Annotated in this window: 13 protein-coding genes; 6 read left to right on the top strand and 7 right to left on the bottom strand. The window is 68.8% G+C overall.

Features of this window, described 5'->3' with window-relative positions:
• Positions 1–60 precede the first annotated feature (60 nt).
• From ENSA5_RS22290 to ENSA5_RS22265, 6 genes are all read left to right on the top strand, one after another.
• A complete protein-coding gene (locus ENSA5_RS22290) occupies positions 61–2,295 on the top strand; it encodes a CapA family protein (RefSeq protein ID WP_106393710.1) in 2,235 nt (744 codons plus the stop codon).
• Between the two features lie 863 nt (positions 2,296–3,158).
• Complete coding sequence (locus ENSA5_RS22285; protein WP_106393709.1) at positions 3,159–3,962, top strand: M23 family metallopeptidase; 804 nt, start codon at positions 3,159–3,161, stop codon at positions 3,960–3,962.
• Between the two features lie 327 nt (positions 3,963–4,289).
• Positions 4,290–5,567: an RCC1 domain-containing protein gene (locus ENSA5_RS22280; RefSeq protein WP_106393708.1), complete on the top strand. Its 1,278-nt coding sequence runs from the start codon at positions 4,290–4,292 to the stop codon at positions 5,565–5,567.
• 153 nt (positions 5,568–5,720) lie between these two features.
• A complete protein-coding gene (locus tag ENSA5_RS22275) occupies positions 5,721–6,998 on the top strand; it encodes an RCC1 domain-containing protein (protein WP_106393707.1) in 1,278 nt (425 codons plus the stop codon).
• A gap of 153 nt (positions 6,999–7,151) precedes the next feature.
• The gene (locus ENSA5_RS22270; RefSeq protein WP_106393706.1) at positions 7,152–9,542 is read left to right on the top strand and encodes an FG-GAP repeat protein; all 2,391 of its coding nucleotides are present in this window, start codon (positions 7,152–7,154) and stop codon (positions 9,540–9,542) included.
• Positions 9,543–10,085: 543 nt separating this feature from the next.
• A complete protein-coding gene (locus ENSA5_RS22265) occupies positions 10,086–10,466 on the top strand; it encodes a hypothetical protein (RefSeq protein ID WP_146155989.1) in 381 nt (126 codons plus the stop codon).
• A 415-nt stretch (positions 10,467–10,881) separates the two neighbouring features.
• On the opposite strand, the gene ENSA5_RS22260 is transcribed toward ENSA5_RS22265, so the two are convergent.
• The 7 genes from ENSA5_RS22260 to ENSA5_RS38030 form a co-directional block, all read right to left on the bottom strand.
• Positions 10,882–11,700 carry an alpha/beta fold hydrolase gene (locus tag ENSA5_RS22260; protein WP_106393704.1) on the bottom strand — a complete coding sequence of 273 codons (819 nt, stop codon included), beginning with the start codon at positions 11,698–11,700 and terminating at the stop codon, positions 10,882–10,884.
• Positions 11,693–13,396, bottom strand: a complete 1,704-nt coding sequence (locus ENSA5_RS22255) for an ABC1 kinase family protein (RefSeq protein WP_106393703.1) — start codon at positions 13,394–13,396, stop codon at positions 11,693–11,695. The genes ENSA5_RS22260 and ENSA5_RS22255 overlap by 8 nt, the downstream gene beginning before the upstream one ends.
• Positions 13,397–13,453: 57 nt before the next feature.
• Positions 13,454–15,043: a hypothetical protein gene (locus ENSA5_RS22250; protein WP_106393702.1), complete on the bottom strand. Its 1,590-nt coding sequence runs from the start codon at positions 15,041–15,043 to the stop codon at positions 13,454–13,456.
• Between the two features lie 140 nt (positions 15,044–15,183).
• Complete coding sequence (locus ENSA5_RS22245) at positions 15,184–16,119, bottom strand: sulfotransferase family protein (RefSeq protein ID WP_106393701.1); 936 nt, start codon at positions 16,117–16,119, stop codon at positions 15,184–15,186.
• Between the two features lie 10 nt (positions 16,120–16,129).
• Positions 16,130–16,372 carry an acyl carrier protein gene (locus ENSA5_RS22240; protein ID WP_106393700.1) on the bottom strand — a complete coding sequence of 81 codons (243 nt, stop codon included), beginning with the start codon at positions 16,370–16,372 and terminating at the stop codon, positions 16,130–16,132.
• A gap of 320 nt (positions 16,373–16,692) precedes the next feature.
• Positions 16,693–17,037, bottom strand: a complete 345-nt coding sequence (locus ENSA5_RS22235) for a hypothetical protein (RefSeq protein ID WP_258182965.1) — start codon at positions 17,035–17,037, stop codon at positions 16,693–16,695.
• 30 nt (positions 17,038–17,067) lie between these two features.
• Positions 17,068–17,392: hypothetical protein (locus ENSA5_RS38030; protein WP_181198030.1), on the bottom strand; the 325-nt coding region annotated here is incomplete at its 5' end.

Here is a 17,392-nt window from a genome sequence, read left to right as displayed (position 1 = left end):
GTTGATTGAGGATGGAGGGTGTTTCAGTAGCAATCCAGAACACCTCCAAATATTGTCGACATGTCAATTTTCGCTCGTTACCCCCACAGCTGCCCCTTCTGGATCGGCTTGACCGCAGCTGCCCTCACCTCCGTGATCGCCGCCCCGCTGGTTCACGCGTACCAATTCGACGACGAGGAACAAGCCTACCAGGATCTGGTCTTGGCCACGCCGATCGCGCTCCACGGCCGCGTCGTCGACAGCGAGGGCCTGCCGGTCGAGGGCGCGCAGCTGCGCTTGATCGCGTGGGGTGACAACATCGCCAACGACGGCGAAGCGACGATGGCGTGGAGCGGGGGCGACTTCGAGCTCAACGGCCTCGAGCGCCGCAACGCGCTGCTCGAGGTCAGCATGCCCGGCTACTACAGCGAGATCTTGCCGGTCAACCTTCAGGTCGAGCTCGGCGAAACCACCGTGGAATTCGGCGACATCGAGCTCGTGGCCGAGCAATTTGGCCGCGCGCGCATGACCTTCGCGGGCGACACGATGTTCGACCGGCGGATGTTCGACGACGGTCTGCTCCACCTCGAGAGCCTCGAGTCAGACACCGAGGCGCTGTTTCGCTACATCGAGCCGCTGCTCGAGGCCGACGATCACACGGCGATCAACCTCGAGACCCCGGTGACCGACGACCTCTCGACGCCGCACCCCAGCAAGAGCTACGTGTTCGCCGCGCACTCCGAGAGCGCCGCCGAGCTCCCGGGCGTTGGGGTCGACTCGGTCAGCCTCGGCAACAACCACATCTACGACCACCTCGATCTCGGCCTGGCCGAGACCCTGTTTCACCTCGACACGATCGGCCTCCCCGCCTACGGGGCGGGCATGGACCCCGACAGCACCCGCGCCGCCGTCCACCGCCCCAACATCAACGGCGTCGAGGTCTCGCTTCAGGGCTTCTCGAATTTCATCGGCTACAGCTACGGCGGGACCGAGCTGCAGGTCGTGACCCGGCCCGCCCCGCTCAAGGGCGGGGCGCTGCCTTCGTTCTCGTCCGAGCTCGACGCCTTTGTCGACGCCGAGGTCGCCGCGGGCCGGTTTGCGATCCCGGTCATCCACGGCGGCACCGAGTACGCCCTCACCCAGAGCTCGGGCATGCACACGGACTTCGAGCGGGTCGTCGAGCACGGCGCGGGCTTGGTCGTCGCCCATCACCCCCACGTGACCCACGGGGTCTCGGTCATCGACGCGGGCGACGGACCGCGCTTCGTGTTCGGCTCGCTCGGCAACATCGTGTTCGACCAGGAGATCTACGAGACCTTTCGGTCCTACCTCGCGATCGTCGACATCGCCGAGGGCCCCAGCGGCCCCGCCGTCGAGCGCGTTCGGCTCGCCCCGGTCCGCCTCGACGACTACGCCCCGCGCCCCCTCGTCGGTGCCGGGCTCGCCGACATGGGCCGCCACGTCGCGCACCTGTCGACCGCCGAGGCTTCGGTCAGCGGCTTCGATCGCGCCGTCGTCTTCGCCGAGGGCGGCCGCCTGGTCGTCGCCGCTGACGAGAGCGAGGTCTTGACCACGGATCTCCTCGACGCTCGCGACGTCGACGTCGTCGACGGCTCGACCGGCCTCGTGACCCTCGATCCCTACACCAGCACCGACGCGCTCGCGGCCCTGTCGAGCGACGCCCCCGCGACCTGCGAGCTCGGCCGCGATCTGCTCGGGATCGGGGACTTCGAGGACCCAGACGTCGACAACGCCTACCTCGAGGGCGATCTGTGGGTCCAGTCGAGCAGCCGCTACATCCAGGGCAGCGAGACCCACACGGGCACCGGCGCGGCCGTGCTCCTGCGCAAGGACTCCTACTCCAGCCGCACGAGCCTGTGGATGGGCAACAGCCTCGAGATCAACGCGGGCCGCGACATGACGATCAGCGGCTGGCACAAGGGCGAGAACGCCGGCGAGTTCAGCGTGACCGTGCTCTGGATGACCAGCAGCGGCTCCACAATCTCCCACACGATCCAGTACCAGAACTTCGACGGCGACTTCGACTGGTCGCGGTTCACGATCGACGTCACGGCCCCCGCCAACGCCGACAAGCTCAAGGTCTACTTCCGTCACTACCCCCCGGCCGGCGGCGGCGACGGCGAGCTGTTCCTCGACGACATCAACTTCATCGAGTGGGACCCCGGCACCCACGCAGTCGATGGCAGCGGCGTGAACGTTGCGACGCCGAACGCCTGGGACTTCGTGCGCTGCGCCGCCGCCGACGGGCCGCTCGAGCTCAACCTGACCCACCGAGTCTACGAGAGCTACCTTTAGACCCGGCTCCTTTAGACCCCCCCGACTATCTGCGACTCTGCCACGCACGGCCGCAAGCGGCCGGTCGCTCGGTCGCTGCGCTCCCTCCCTCGGTGGGCTGGTATGAGCTTCGCCGTGGTCTCCGTGGCCCCCTAAAAGGGGGCTCCTTTAGCGCCCCCAAGCGTCTGCAACTTTGCCACGCACGGCCGCCGAGATGCCCCCCAGCGCTTCGGAGCGGGGTCCCCCCCGCAATGAGCAGAGCGCAAGAAAGGCTGGAGGTGGTCCGAGTTCGGGGTATCGCCGTACGAAAAGCACCTTCGACGCCCACCCGACCGACATGGGGGTTTCCCACCAAGAGCCTTCTGCACCCCAGATGGAGAGGCGACGCCCCGAACTCGGACCTCCTCCAGCCATGCGCGGACCCCAACGGCCAAGACTCAGCCTCATCAACGACCCCGAGCTCCCCACCGCGGATGCCCCCCAGCGCTTCGGAGCGGGGTCACCCCCCGCAATGAGCAGAGCGCAAGAAAGGCTGGAGGTGGTCCGAGTTCGGGGTATCGCCGTACGAAAAGCACCTTCGACGCCCACCCGACCGACATGGCGATGCCGCACCAAGAGCCCTCTGCACCCCAGATGGAGAGGCGACGCCCCGAACTCGGACCTCCTCCAGCCATGCGCGGACCCCAACGGCCAAGGCTCAGCCTCATCAACGAACGATGGAGAGGCGCCGCCCCGAACTCGGACCTCCTCCAGCCATGCGCGGACCCCAACGGCCAAGACTCAGCCTCACCCACCGCGAACCCCAAAACAGAGGGTCCCAGTTTCGCGCGGGACCTCGAGGCTCCCCTCTGGCACGAGCGCTGGCCGTATCATAACCTGCGAGCATGCGCCTCGAGCTCGCAGCGACGATCTTCCTCACGACCCTCTCGCTCGGCTGCGGCAGCGAAGAGGTCGTCTGGCCGATCGCCAATTCCGCCGAGTCCGACGCCGACCAAGTCAGCGCCCCCTTCGGCCCCCGTGATCAAAGCGGCAGCTACGACTTCCACGCGGGCATCGACTTCCCCGTGCCCGAGGGCACCAAGGTCCGCGCGATCAAGGCCGGGACCGTCGAGAAGACCGTCGAGTGGAACGGCCAGACCGGCCCCGGCAACTGGGTCCTGATCGACCACGGCGGAGGCGAGAAGTCCGCGTACCTCCACCTGAGCAAGATCTCGGTCGACGCTGGCGACACCGTCAACGCCGGGACCACGCTCGGGCGCAGCGGCAGCACGGGCTCCAGCTCGGAGCACCTCCACATGAACTACATGCTCGGCGTCGAGCACAAGGGCGCCGACGAGAGCCTGGCCCACAACCCCCTCGAGCTCCTGCCCCACGCCGACATGCCCACGCCGGGGGTCGAGTTCAACGGCAACGCGGTCGTGCTCGACATCCCCGACCACCCCATGACCATCCAGGCGATCACCCTCGAGGGCGGCGGCGAGTCGCGGACCGTCGACTATGCCGACGTGGTCGCGGTCGGCAACCCCGACCGTGATACCCAGACACAGTTCGGCCTTCACCTCGAGATCGGAGAGTCCGACCCGGGCCGCTTCACGCTGACGCTGCGCCCCAGCCCCGCCAACTTCACGCCCGAGCGGGTGATCGTCGAGGACTACGCCGGCGAGCTCGTCCTCGACGAGAAGCGCTAGCAGCTTGGAGTCCACGCGCTGCGAGCTCGCAATGCTCGTCTTGCGCAGCATGCAAGAAAACCGCCTCGACGCGGAGCTTGCGCTACCCCCCTCGGCGGCGACAGCTGCACGCCGACCATCTTGCAGAAGCGGTCGTTTGCGTTGTCACCTGCTCAGCGTCACGGCCCCTTGCACTAACTTCGGGGTGGTGTGGTCTTGCCCCAAAAATTCGGACATCTCAAAAGTGGGCGCGCCGACCTCCGTCGCCCCGCGCGAGTCCGGGCGCGACGCGCCGGCTCGATCTGCGCGCCCCCTGGGCGCTCACGCGTTGACTGCTAGCTTGCCTGCATGTTGCGTGATTGCCGCGGCCTGCGAAGGTCAACCATGGTGTTCGTGGCTGCGCTCGCGCTCGTTGGCTGCTCGGACGACGAGGTCCCCTACCCGACCGAACTCGAGCTCGAGCTCGTCGGCTTTGACCTCTCGACCTGTTCGATCCGCAGCGACGGCGAGCTGCGCTGCTGGGGAACCGGCTACAAGGGCCTGCTCGGCTACGGCGAGCTCGAGACCGTCGGCGACGACGAAGACCCCTGCGACGTGGGCCCCGTCGACATCGGCGCGCCGGTCCGCGCGCTGTACACGATCAGCCACGGGGACCGCTGCGCCATCCTCGACTCGGGTCAGGCGCGATGCTGGGGGCGGGGCTTCTCCGCGGGATACCAGGAGGGCACCGAGCTGCTGCCTCGACAAGGGACGACGCTGACCGCCGAGCGCGACATCCTTCAGCTCGCCGGCGGCAGCGATCATGCCTGCGCGCTCTTGGCCGGCGGCGTCGTTCGCTGCTGGGGACAGGGGGCGCTGTTGGGTTATGGGGACGGCGTCGATCGGGGGGAGCGCGAGGATCTGAGCGAGGTGCTCACGACGCTTCCCGACGTGGAGCTCGGGGGCCCCGCGATCGCGATCGTCGCGGGCGATTTCCACTCCACCTGCGCGTTGCTGGCCGCGGGCGGGGTCCGCTGCTGGGGCACCGCCACGAGCCTCGGCTACGGCACCGGCGAGGCGATCGGTGACGACGAGACCCCGGCGCAAGCAGGCGACGTGCCGCTCGGCGGGCGGGCGACGAGCTTGGTCGCCGGTCGCGGATCGCAGTGCGCGCTGCTGGAAGACAAGACCCTGCGCTGCTGGGGAGAACACGCCGCCTACGGCGGGCTCGGCTACGGCGACATCTTCACCGCGCTCGAGGCGGTCGGCGACGACGAGACCCCGATGGACATGGGCCCGGTTCCCGTCGGCGAGCCGATCGAGCGCGTGGTCATGGGCGACCTCAAGACCTGCGTCTTGCTCGCGGGCGGGCGCCTGCGCTGCTGGGGAGACGGCGGCCCCGGGGCGCTCGGCTACGGCCCCTCGGTCTCGCGCCTCTACGCCCCGCCGGACGAAGACATCGAGGTCGGGGGCCCCGTGCACAGCGTGGCGTTGAGCCGGACGCACACCTGCGCCGTGCTCGACGAAGGGATCCGGTGCTGGGGCATCAATAACTACGGTCAGTTCGGCCTCGGTACCTCGAACCCGAGCCCGCTGTTCATCGCCTTTCCCGTCGACGTGCCCTTTCGGCCCAGCTGTGAAGAGTGAGCCGGCCGGTCGGCGCGCGGCTCACCCGAGCGAGGCGAGCCGCGCGATGTCGTCCGCGATTTGGATCTGATCCCGGCTGCGCCGCGAAGAAGTATCGGCGGCTCGATCTGCGCGCCCCCTGGGCGCTCGCGCGTTGACTGCTAGCTTGCCTGCATGTTGCGTGATTGCCGCGACCTGCGAAGGTCAACCATGGTGTTCGTGGCTGCGCTCGCGCTCGTTGGCTGCTCGGACGACGAGGTCCCCTACCCGACCGAACTCGAGCTCGAGCTCGTCGGCTTTGACTACTCGACCTGTTCGATCCGCAGCGACGGCGAGCTGCGCTGCTGGGGAAACGGCTACAAGGGCGTGCTCGGCTACGGCGAGCTCGAGCCCATCGGCGACGACGAAGACCCCTGCGACATGGGCCCCGTCGACATCGGCGCGCCGGTCCGCGCGCTGTACTCGATCAGCCACGGGGAGCGCTGCGCCATCCTCGACTCGGGTCAGGCTCAATGCTGGGGGTGGAGCTTCTCCGCGGGATACCAGGAGGGCACCGATCTGCTGCCTCGACAAGGGACGACGCTGACCGCCGAGCGCGACATCCTTCAGCTCGCCGGCGGCAACGATCACGCCTGCGCGCTCTTGGCCGGCGGCGTCGTTCGCTGCTGGGGACAGGGGGCGCTGTTGGGTTATGGGGACGGCGTCGATCGGGGGGAGCGCGAGGTGCTGAGCGAGGTGCTCACGACGCTTCCCGACGTGGAGCTCGGGGGCCCCGCGATCGCGCTCGTAGCGAGCGACGACTACTCCACCTGCGCGTTGCTGGCCGCGGGCGGCGTCCGCTGCTGGGGCATCTCCAGGAGCCTCGGCTACGGAACCGGAGAGGTGATCGGTGACGACGAGACCCCGGCGCAAGCAGGCGACGTGCCGCTCGGCGGGCGGGCGACGAGCTTGGTCGCCGGTCGCGGATCGCAGTGCGCGCTGCTGGAAGACAAGACCCTGCGCTGCTGGGGACAGCACGCCGCCTACGGCGGGCTCGGCTACGGCGACATCTTCACCGCGATCGAGGGGCTTGGCGACGACGAGACCCCGATGGACATGGGCCCGGTTCCCGTCGGCGAGCCGGTCGAGCGCGTGGTCATGGGCGGCCACAAGACCTGCGTCTTGCTCGCGGGCGGGCGCCTGCGCTGCTGGGGAAACGGCAGCCCCGGGGAGCTCGGCTACGGCCCCACGGTCTCGCGCCTCTACACCCCGCCGGACGAAGACATCGAGGTCGGGGGCCCCGTGCACAGCGTGGCGTTGAGCCGGACGCACACCTGCGCCGTGCTCGACGAAGGGATCCGGTGCTGGGGCATCAATAACTACGGCCAGCTCGGCCTCGGTACCTCGAACCCGAGCCCGCTGTTCATCGCCTTTCCCGTCGACGTGCCCTTTCGGCCCAGCTGTGAAGAGTGAGCCGGCCGGTCGGCGCGCCGCTCACCCGAGCGAGGCGAGCCGCGCGATGTCGTCCGCGATTTGGATCTGATCCCGGCTGCGCCGCGAAGAAGTCTCGGCGGCTCGATCTGCGCGCCCCCTGGGCGCTCGCGCGTTGACTGCTAGCTTGCCTGCATGTTGCGTGTGTTTCGTAGCGTGGTCGTCACGCTCGCGTCGAGCGTCGTGTTCTTGCTTGCGTCGACCGATCATTGCGAGGCCATGGACCCGGTCTCGGCGCCGCTGGTGCCAACGTGCGCGTTTCCTTCTACGGTGAAGGTCTCGGCCCAATGTACCGGGTCTTACCTCGGCAACGGCGTCGTCCTCACCGCGGGACATTGCGTGATCCCGGGAAAGACGAACTTTGTGACTTTCGGCGACGCCGACACCGACATCGACAGGTTCACAGTCAGCGTCGACCTGGAATTGGGGTGTATGCGGCATCCGAACGGAGACTCGGTCATTCTCGCCAACAGCATCCCTCACTACGCCGGCGTCGACCTCGCCTATTGTATGCTGGACCCGACCGACGCCAATTACCCAAGGTTGGCGAGCGTGCCGACGGTGCCGCTGATTGCCCCGACCGGATGCATTCGGGACTGGATCCGGGAGGAGCTGTGGGTGGCCGAGAGCTGCGAGCTCATCCAGTCCAAGTCGCGGAGCGGCTGCGCGCCGAGCATCGGCTCGCCGCTGGACCACACCTACCCGGGCCTCGACACGGCCGCCGTCGGCATGGGCTACGAGTCCGGCGTGTACAGCGGCCACAAGCGCTCGTTCAACCCGACCTTCTACGTGCAGGTGGACAACGAGGGCCTCGGCGGGTTTGGTGCGACGAAGCCGGGCAGCCCGACACAGCTCGTGACCCAGTCCGAGTTCGAGTGGGACGGCACACCGATCCCAGGCGTCGGGACCAAGGTCGGCGACTCGGGCGGCCCGCTCATGTATCGCCTCCCCGACGACAGCTGGAGGGTCGTGGGCGACCTCAACGGCGGCGGCCTCCACGGTTTGAATTTGTACGAGGCGGCTCCGGCCTACATCCACTGGATCGAGCGAGAGGCCAAACGGGACGTGACGCCCTGCCACGACTTCAACAGCGAGGACGAGCTGGTCTGGACCGGCGAGTGTGTCGGGGCCCTCCCGACCTCCGTGCACGAAGCGGGGGGAGGAGACTGGGCCAACAGCTGCTCGGCGCACAGCGTCGGCGGGGCGACCTGCGGCGGCTGGGGGCTGAGCCCACCTCTCGATGTCGCGGCGGGGCTGGTCCCGATGCCCAACCACCTCTGGGTCAGCTTCGCGGCGATCGAGGCCCACGTCGGCCCGGCCTTGGCGCTGGCCGAGCAGGGGAGCTTCGGTGATCCGATCGACGTCGACGCGGTCCAGGCTCATCTGTACGACGCCGCCTACCTCGACTCTGCCTACACCTTCTTGGCGGACATCTTTCAGGCCGGGGGGCTCGGCGGCTACCTCGGCGCCGGGCTGCTCGCGGACTTCGACGGCGACGGGTACGACGACGAGGTGTTCTCGGATCCCGACCACGACTGCGGCAAGGGTCGGGTGATCGTCGTCAGCGGAGGCGAGCGAGTGATCTGGTCGCCGGACACGGACCGGGTGCTCGGCGCGGCCGACTGCGAGGACTTCTTTGGGGCGGGCCTCGCGGTTGGCGACTTCGACGGTGACGGCTACGACGACCTCGCCGTCAGCGCGCCCGGGGAGGCGCGCAGCGGGAGCGCCGGGGCTGGGAGCTTGCACATCTTGTACGGCTCGAGCGTCGGGCTGACCGCGTCGGGCGACCAGATCATGGATCTGGATACCCCCGGGCTCGGCGGTGCGACCGCGCCGTGGAGCTTCTTCGCCGAGACCCTCGTCAGCGCCGACTTCGATTGCGACGGGCGCGAGGACCTCGCGATCGGCAGCCCGCGGGCGACGGTCGACGGGGTCCACGAGGCCGGGACCGTGCACGTGCTCTACGGGACCGAGGGCGGCCTGAGCAGCTTTTATGGGGCGTACTTCGAGGGCCGCGCCAGCGTCGGTGAGCTCGTCCAGACCGAGGGGCACTTCGGAGCGAGCGTCGCCGCGGGCGACTTCGACAACCTCGGCTGCGCCGACCTGGCGATCGGCGTCCCCGACCACGACGAGGGCCCGGCCGAGGACGCCGGACAGGTTCATGTCTTCTACGGCACCCCGGCCGGGCTGGCTCAATACGCGGACGCCAGCTTGATCCACAGCCACGACGGCTTCACGGATCTGGCCGGCGCGAACGACCGCTTCGGCGCTCGGCTCGAGGTCGTCCCGGGCGACTCGGGCGACGCGCTGCGGATCTTGGCGCCCAATGAGCCGTGTGAGCTGGGGAGCGAGTCCGCCGTGGTCTGGCACGTGGTTGCGGGCGGTGAGGCGGGCCTGGACCACGGCAGCGGCTCCCGCGAGTGCGAGCTGCTCGCGCGGACGTCGATGTCGACCGCGCGCTGGGGGGACCTCGAGCAGCTCGCCCGACTGCACGCGGTCCGGATCAGTCGCGCGGCGAGCTTGTGAGTGACTCGAGTTGGCGACGGCCTCGGTGGCGCACGGAGGGATCCGGCAGGCCTCTTCAATGAGACGCGATCGTTTGAAGACGACGCAGCTGGTGGCTCTGTTTGGTGTCCCGCGGCGATCGTCGCGCGGGACTCCATGGTCTCGCTCGATGGTTGGCCCTCGATCGCCGTGCCCGGCCAAACCCGGCCAAACCTGGGCCGAGGCCTGCGACTGCTGGGCGTCCCGCTGGCATCCGGTGACGACGGTCGGGGTCGACTCGTGCATGTTTCAGCACAGGCAGCCCGCGGTGTACAAAACTGCGTTAACGCCCCCTTCCAGGGGTCCACGCAGGCGATTGCGAAGCTCATCTCAGCCCACCGAGGGACAGAGCGCCGCGACCGACCGGCCGGCCGCTCGCGGCCGGGGGTGACAGAGTCACTGACGGCCACGGGGCCCCCTCCCCTGGCGTCCGTGTGGTCCGGCACGTTCATCCGGGTTCGGATGGTGTACCCTGGCTCCGTGCTCAACACTGACCTGCGAGCGATCCAGCCCTGAGCCTCGGCGATGCCTGTGGAGTGGAACATCGACGAAGACGCGAGGCTGACCACCGTCCGAGTCGATGGGCCCCTGACCCTCACCATCGGCCGGGAGACCCTCGCAGCGCTCTACGCTGAGCCAGGCTACCACTCCCCGATGGCCAGCCTGTGGGACCTGAGAAAAGCCCAGCTCGACCCCAGGCCCGGGGAGGTCCAGCAATTCGTCGAGTTCATTCGCACCCATCGCGGGGCTCGAGGCACCGACCAGACCGCCCTCGTCGTCGCCCGGCCCGCCGACTTCGGCATCTCGCGCATGTACCAGGCCTACGCCGAGACAACCCTCGACTTCCCGGTCCGCGTGTTCCTCGACCTCGACGAAGCCCGGGCGTGGTTGGCGGACTCGGCCTGAGCTCGGCGGGCCAGACTCAGGCCGAAGCCAGGCACACGCCGCCGCCTTGCCACGGCGTACAGACACCGCTCGCGCAGGGGTGGGCGTCGTCGCAGGCCGCGAAGCAAGCGTTGCTCGCGAACGCCTGGACCGACCCCTCCGCGCACGGTGGCGCGGTCAAAGGGTCGTTTTGCCCTTGCGCGCCTGCGCCTTGAGCAACTTCTTCAATTGGGCGTCACGCTCGCGCGCGGCCTTGCGGATCAACCCCGCCGTCAGCCGGACCGAGCGGCTCACCTCGCCGAGGTCAGCTTGGCCGAGAAGGTGTCCTGATCCTCGACCCCGAGCCCGAACACCTGCGCGGGACAGCGGTCATCGGCTCGACTCGGGACGCACGGGTCCGTCGAGCATATTCCACCGCGAAGCGCGGGGGCGGCCCCTACTCGAAGAATTGACCGAGCAGCTCACCGAGCTCTGCGGGCCGCTCCTCCTGAAGGAAGTGCCCACAATCGTCGAATACGCTGACCTCGGCCTGGGGCAGGTCGCGCACCAGGCGGTCCACGGTCTTGCGGATGTCGGGCAAGATCCGGTCGCGGGCCCCGTAGATGATCCGCACGGGTACGTCGACCCGCGGCAGCCAGCTCGCGATGGTCTCGAGCCCGTCCTGGCTCAGCCCCCGACCGGCGGCGAGCAGGGCCTTGCGGGCCGCGGCCGTTTGAAACGGCCGCTGGATGCCCTCGATCGCGTCGGGCGGCAGGCGCGAGCGGTCGCTGACGCCGAGGCGCAGGGCCTGGGCGAGGCCCCACTGGCTCGTGAGCGCCCGGCGAAAGCCCGGGGTCACGGTCGCGGCCAGGAAGGCCTTCGCGGCCCACGACAGCTCCGGGTACGCGAGCGTGTTGCAGAGCGCCAGTCGCTCGATCCGGGCGCTGTTTTGGCTCGCCCAGTACAGCCCGATCGGACCGCCGAGGTCGTGAACGCACAGCCCGAGTTCGTCGACCGAGAGCGCGTCGAGGAAGCCGTCGAGCACGCGCTCGTACATGCGAAAGCTGTAGCTGCGGTCGAGCGGCTTCGACGAGTCGCCGAAGCCCGGCAGGTCGATCGCAATCACCCGGCGGTGCGCGGCGATGCCCGGCATCACGTTGCGCCACAGAAAGGACGAGGTCGGCCAGCCGTGGATCAGCAGGACCGGGCGGCCCTCGCCGCACTCGCGGTAGGCAATCTCGAGGCCGTCGACGCTTACCTTGGCGACTTCAATCACGCGGCAACAGCCCCTTGTGTCGAACCAGGGTCGCGTTGAACAGCAGCGCCAGGCTCCAGAACACCACGCTCAGCCACGGGATGCCCGAGAACGCGATCGGCAGGGTCTCGACGCCGATGACCACCGTCCCGCAGACCAACAGTGAGATCGACAGCGCCGCCCGAATCGCTCGGCCGACGCGAAAGTCCGCGGCCTTGTGCTGAAGCTCGAGGGTCTTGTCGTTGACCCCAAAGGCGAGCTTGCCGCCTTGCAGGTCGTCGAACAGCATCGGCACCGTGTTGGGGATGCTGCGGGCCATGCCCGAGAACGCGACGAGGTCGCGGATCGCCTGGGCCTTGAGCCGCTCGGGGCTGTAGCGCTCGGTCACCATCTGGGTGATGAAGGGCCGGGCGAGCTCGATCGGATCGACGTCGGGGGCGATGGCCTTGGCCAGGCCCTCGGTCGTGATGATCGCCTTGAACATCATCGTGAAGTCGGTCGGCATCCGCAGCGAGTGCCGCGACGCGCCCTCGACGAGGCGCTGAAACAGCTCGCCGATCTCGATCTGCGACAGCGGCACGCCGATCAGGTACTGCTCGGCGATCGCCACGCAGTCGTTCTCGAACGCGGCATAGTCGACGGGCACGGTCGGGATCCCGAGCTGGTAGAAGGTCCGCGTGAGCTGCTCGAGATCTTCGTTGATGACCGCGTGGATGATGTCGACGACCTTGTCTTTGCGGCTCGGCGCGAGGCGCCCGACCATCCCGCAGTCGAGCAGGCCGAGGCGCCCGTCGTCCATCAACAACACGTTGCCCGGGTGGAGATCGCCGTGGAAGAAGCCGTCGATGAACAGCATCTTGTAGGCGACGTTGAAGTAGCGACGGGCGAGCTCGTCGGGCGCCTCGCCCTCGGCGATCACGACGTCGAACTTCTTGCCCTCGATGAACTCCATGGTCAGGACCGAGTCGGTGCTGAGCTCGCGGTAGATCTCGGGCACCCGCACGTCCTCGCTGTCGGCGAAGTTTCGCCGGAAGCGCTCCATGTTGTTGGCCTCGACGCGGTAGTCGAGCTCCTGCGAGAGCGACTTGGCGAAGTCCCGGACCATCCCGCGCAGGTCCATGATGTGGGCCTCTTCGAAGGCCTCTTCGAGGTAGCCCGCGGTCGTGTGCAGGATGTTGACGTCGCTCTCGATCTTCGAGCGGATGTCGGGGCGCTGGATCTTGAGGACCACGCGGGTCCCGTCGTTGAGCGTCGCCTCGTGGACCTGACCGATGCTCGCCGACGCCAGCGGCGCTTCGCTGAAGGACTCGAACTTGGTCCGCCAGTCCTTGCCGAGGTGACGCTGGAGCTGCCCGTCGATGTCCTCGAAGAGCACCGGCTCGACGTCGTCTTGCAGGGTCTGGAGCTCGGCGATGATCGCCGCGGGCAGCACGTCGGGCCGGGTCGACAGGATCTGCCCGAACTTGACCCAGGTCGGCCCGAGCGTGGTCAGGGCCTTGACCAGGCGCTTGCCCGTGTCGGGGCTGGTCATCGCCGCGCGGCCGAGATCCTCGCCCTCGTGCTCGACCTGCAGCTCTCGCCGCAGCCGCAGCTGGGCCACGACCCAGCCGAAGCCGTGGGTCATGAACACCTGGGCGATCTCGCGGAAGCGCGCGGCGTCCTTGGCCGTGGTCACGAGCGCGCGCGAGGAGTGGACGATGGTACGAAGGACGGACACGGGCGAGCTCGGCGATGATAGCCGCTGGGCCAGCCGAGAGCACGCGGAGCCGAGCCGCTACCAGGGAGTCAGCTTGTCGGGATCGAGGGTGACGACCGCTGGCGTGCGCACGACGCAGCCCGGCGACTCGTAGCTGGCCCAGGCCAGGACCAGCTCGCCGTGGTCGCGGGGCTCGGTCAGATCGATGTCGCCCCCGTAGGAGAAGCTCTGGCCCTCGAGGCCCGCGAGCACCGGGTGCGCCCCCTCGGTCTCGAAGAAGCTCACGCGGTAGGTCTCGCCGCCCTCCTCGATCGACTCGCCGCAGGCGACGGTCCCGTTGCCCTCGTAGCGGAGGTAGGTCAGCGGCTCCATGAAGCGCGGGTTGGCCCGGAAGCGAGAGATGTCGTCGCCTTGCAGGACCACGCCGCCGCCGAGCTGACGAAAGCGCAGCAGCGCGGTGTGGGTGTCGACGTCATCCATCCCGTGGCTCGGGTTGACCAACCACACGACGGAGTAGATCTCGCTCAGCTTCTCGAACTCGAGCCCGGTCGGCGGCTCGAGCATGTAGTCGCTGGCGTAGCCGGCGTCGAGCAGGGTCTGGAGGATGAACTCGCCCTCGCCCTCGTCCTCGCCACGGTGGTTGTCATCGAGGACCACGAGCACCCGCGGCGCCGCGGGGCCGTCCTCGACCAGCCACGCGAGGGTGTTCTCAATCAGGGTCGGGGCGCTGGGTGCGTCGGCGAGGGTCATGAGGATGACCGCCGATCGTCCGGTCGGCGCGCAGTCGAGGCTCGCCTCGACCTCCACGGACTCGGTCGCGACCGACAGACCGCCGTACATCTCCTCGATCCGGCTCGGTCGCTCATCGGCGCGCGGGCGGACGAGGTCGTAGACGTTGACCGTCACGTCGTAGGATCCGGCCGCCTCGGCCTGGACCCCGATGCACTGCGTCACCGAGCGATCTTCGTTGAACGCGTGGTAGACGATCGTCGGCCACGACGCCGCGTCCGGGCCCTGGTCGAGGCCGAGGGGCTCGGGCCAGGCGAACTCGACCATGTCGAAGTCGGGGTCGCGGGCCGTCGCACAGATCTTCACGATCTCGCAGGGCGAGACGACCGACGCGACCTTCAGGGCGTCGATCTCCGGCGCGAGGTTGGCCTCGACCTCGGCCGGGCTCAGCTCCATGCGCGGGGTCTCACCACACAGGATCTGCGGGCTCAGAGCCAGCGAGGCGTGGTCCTCGACCGTGATCTCGCTCGAGCTGTCGACGCAGCGAGACAGCAGCTCGCCGTCGGCGTCAACCGGCTGGGCGAAGAGCTCGTAGCAGCCAGGGTCCACGTCGACGAACACGGTCTCGGCCAGGAGCTCGGTGTAGCCCTTGGGCGCCTCGCTCGACCGCGCGCCGTCGGACCAGACCATGCGATCGAGTTCGACGACCTCCGCCCACGTGGCCACCCCCTCGGCCTGGGCGTCGTCCCAGTGGCCCTCACAGGTCATCGTCGGGTTGAGCGCGAGGCGCACGCCCGCGAGCCCCTCGATGTCAGCCTGGACCGCGGCGCTGACCCGGACGTCGGTCCTCTCGGGCGTCTTGAACTCGTCAGGGGGAGTTGTCGAGCAAGAGACGGTGAGCCCGGCGGCAATTAGAGAGACCACAATCGACGTCTTCATGCATTCGCCTCGGCAGGAGACTCAACATGATGTCGATGGCGCGCGCGTGAAAACGCAACGATGGAACGCCCGCGCCTCGCGCGGACGAAAAATTCGCGACGGCGCCGTCGGCGACTGAGGACTGAGCGCCGAGCCCGGCGCTACTCGCCCTCGCCCTTGTCTTGCTTCATCCGATTGAGCAGCAGACCGAGCTCATAGCGTCGGCGCGCCTCCTCGGCGTCTTCGTCTTCGGTCTCGACGGGCTCGTAGCCGAGGCGCTCGAGGGTGGGATTGCAGATCCCCGCGAGCTTGACCTGCACCGGGGTCGGGAGGGTCTTCCAGCGCCCGACGCTCGAGCGATCGACCTTGGCCCGGGCGTAGGTCTTCCAGTCGCCGAACCCGACCCCGCCCGTGCCCGCGAGCGCCCGACCGAGGAGCTCCTCGTCGTAGGGCTCGTCGAGGAACTCGAACACCCGGCGCAGCTCGACCTCGGGTGCCGCGGTCAGATCTTCGTAGCGCAAGCTCAGCGCGTCGTCGCTGGCCTCGGCGAGCTCGGCCACGGCGGTGGCCGCGTCGACCCACGCCCGCGCCATGGCCTCGAGCGGCTCGGGGTAGCGGCGCATGTAGGCGTGGAGCTCGTCGACGTAGCCGCCGGTCTTGGCGACCAGGTCGCCGAGCGAGAGCGCGACGTCGAGGCCGTGGCGATGAATGCACACGAACTTGACGTGGCCCTCGCACAGGCGGCGGATCGCGTCGAGGTGGAACGCGTCAAACGCGGTCTTCTCGGCCCAGCGCGGCTTGCCGATCTTTTTGGCGTAGTCCTCGAGGAAGCCGAACACCAGCCCACGCAGGCGCCCGAGCACCTCGTCCTCGGGGAAGCCCGCGAAGGACAGGCCGTCGACCACGCCGATGCGCAGCCCGGCCGCGAACTCGTCGGCGTGGAGGAAGCGGGCCGCGGCGCCGAACAGGTAGGTCTCGGGCGGGCACGCGATGTTGGGGTGGGCGTCGAGGACCCGGCGCAGCAAGGTCGTGCCCGAGCGCGGGCTGCCGACCACGACGATACCGGGGGCTGTGCCGGAGCTTGAGGCTGCGCTCATGTGGCCCTGCTCAGCGCTTGCGCGACGCCGCGTAGGCGAGGATGCGCTCGATCGAGTCGAGGTTGTCGATGCTGACGTCGTCGGGGTTGACCCGCGCCCCCGTCTGCTTCTCGAGCCACATCAGGAGGTCGACCATCGCGAAGGAGTCGACCATCCCGCTCGAGAACAGCTCGGTGGTGTCGTCGATCTTGCTCAGATCGGCGCGGGTCTTCTTGCTCAGGTACTTCAGGAGTGCTTCTCGGGTGACCGCCACAGTTGGTGTCCTCGCGCGGACCGTAGCAGGAACCGTCGTCGGCGCCTACTCGGGCAGGGCGCCGAAGCTGGGGGGCTTCGCCGCGAGCCTGAAGTCGTCCCGAGCGAAGCTGAGCGGGCTCGCTGCGAGCCTGGGAGGCTTCGCCGCGAGCCTGGGAGGCTTCGCCGCGTCCCCGCGGGGCCTCCCCGCGAGCCTGGAGTCAGCGGCGCCGAGCAAGCTGCGCAGCTCCGCGACCCAGGGGCCACGCCAGCGGCGTCCCGGGCCCGCGCGAGCCGCGGTCGTCGATCGCACACGCCGTCTTGCGAGGCGAGAGGGCGCGGTCAGGGGTCGAGGCCCTCGATGACCGCGATGATCTCGGCCAGCAGCTCTTCGCCGCTGATGTTCTCGTTGCCGCCCGGCGTCCCGTGGTTGGTCGTGAACGCGATCGCCATCGTCTGCCGCGGCACGATGATGTCGAAGCCGCGGCCGACGCTGAACGGTGAGTTGTCGAAGGTGCCCGGCATCGGCTGGGTCTCGCTGTCGCCCACGCACCAACCCAGGGTGCTCCCGGCCCCGTCGAGGAAGTCCCGGCAGCCCTCGGCGGTGCCGGGCTGCAAGAAGGAGTCTTGCTCGAGGACCCAGACGATCTCTGCGCCCGCGTCGAGGATCTGCTGCTCCACTTGCACGACCGAACTGGTGTGCGAGACGCAAGCTGGTCACCACGCGGGTATCGAGATGAAGACCAGGACCTCGTGCGGGCTCCAGTCGATGACCTCGTCGCTCGCGCACGGGACGTGCTGAAGATCGAGGGACGTGATCCTGCCGTCACCGTGGATCGCGCTCGGCCATGAGTAGGGCGTCAGGACCTCGCCGAGAGCCATCGGCTCGACCGCGCCCGTGGGGTAAGTGCACTGGCCGTCGCCGTCGCCGTCGCCCGGGTCGGCGAACACGATCAGGGGAGCCAGGCCGTGGCCGACGTAGGCGTCGCCCTGCGGCTGCTCGATCGTGGCCCGAAGCACGAGCGTCTGGCCCCAGCTCGAC

It is taken from the genome of Enhygromyxa salina (genome assembly GCF_002994615.1).
GTDB classification, from domain to species: domain Bacteria; phylum Myxococcota_A; class Polyangia; order Nannocystales; family Nannocystaceae; genus Plesiocystis; species Plesiocystis salina_A.
Note: the sequence above shows the minus strand (reverse complement) of the source record. Positions and strands in the feature narration are given on the sequence as shown.

Bases quoted from the DNA above. Each gene is read 5' to 3' on its own strand.
- ENSA5_RS22290 (WP_106393710.1), top strand. From the start codon at position 61: ATGTCAATTTTCGCTCGTTACCCCCACAGCTGCCCCTTCTGGATCGGC.
- ENSA5_RS22285 (WP_106393709.1), top strand. From the start codon at position 3,159: ATGCGCCTCGAGCTCGCAGCGACGATCTTCCTCACGACCCTCTCGCTC.
- ENSA5_RS22280 (WP_106393708.1), top strand. From the start codon at position 4,290: ATGTTGCGTGATTGCCGCGGCCTGCGAAGGTCAACCATGGTGTTCGTG.
- ENSA5_RS22275 (WP_106393707.1), top strand. From the start codon at position 5,721: ATGTTGCGTGATTGCCGCGACCTGCGAAGGTCAACCATGGTGTTCGTG.
- ENSA5_RS22270 (WP_106393706.1), top strand. From the start codon at position 7,152: ATGTTGCGTGTGTTTCGTAGCGTGGTCGTCACGCTCGCGTCGAGCGTC.
- ENSA5_RS22265 (WP_146155989.1), top strand. From the start codon at position 10,086: ATGCCTGTGGAGTGGAACATCGACGAAGACGCGAGGCTGACCACCGTC.
- ENSA5_RS22250 (WP_106393702.1), bottom strand. From the start codon at position 15,043: ATGAAGACGTCGATTGTGGTCTCTCTAATTGCCGCCGGGCTCACCGTC.
- ENSA5_RS22245 (WP_106393701.1), bottom strand. From the start codon at position 16,119: ATGAGCGCAGCCTCAAGCTCCGGCACAGCCCCCGGTATCGTCGTGGTC.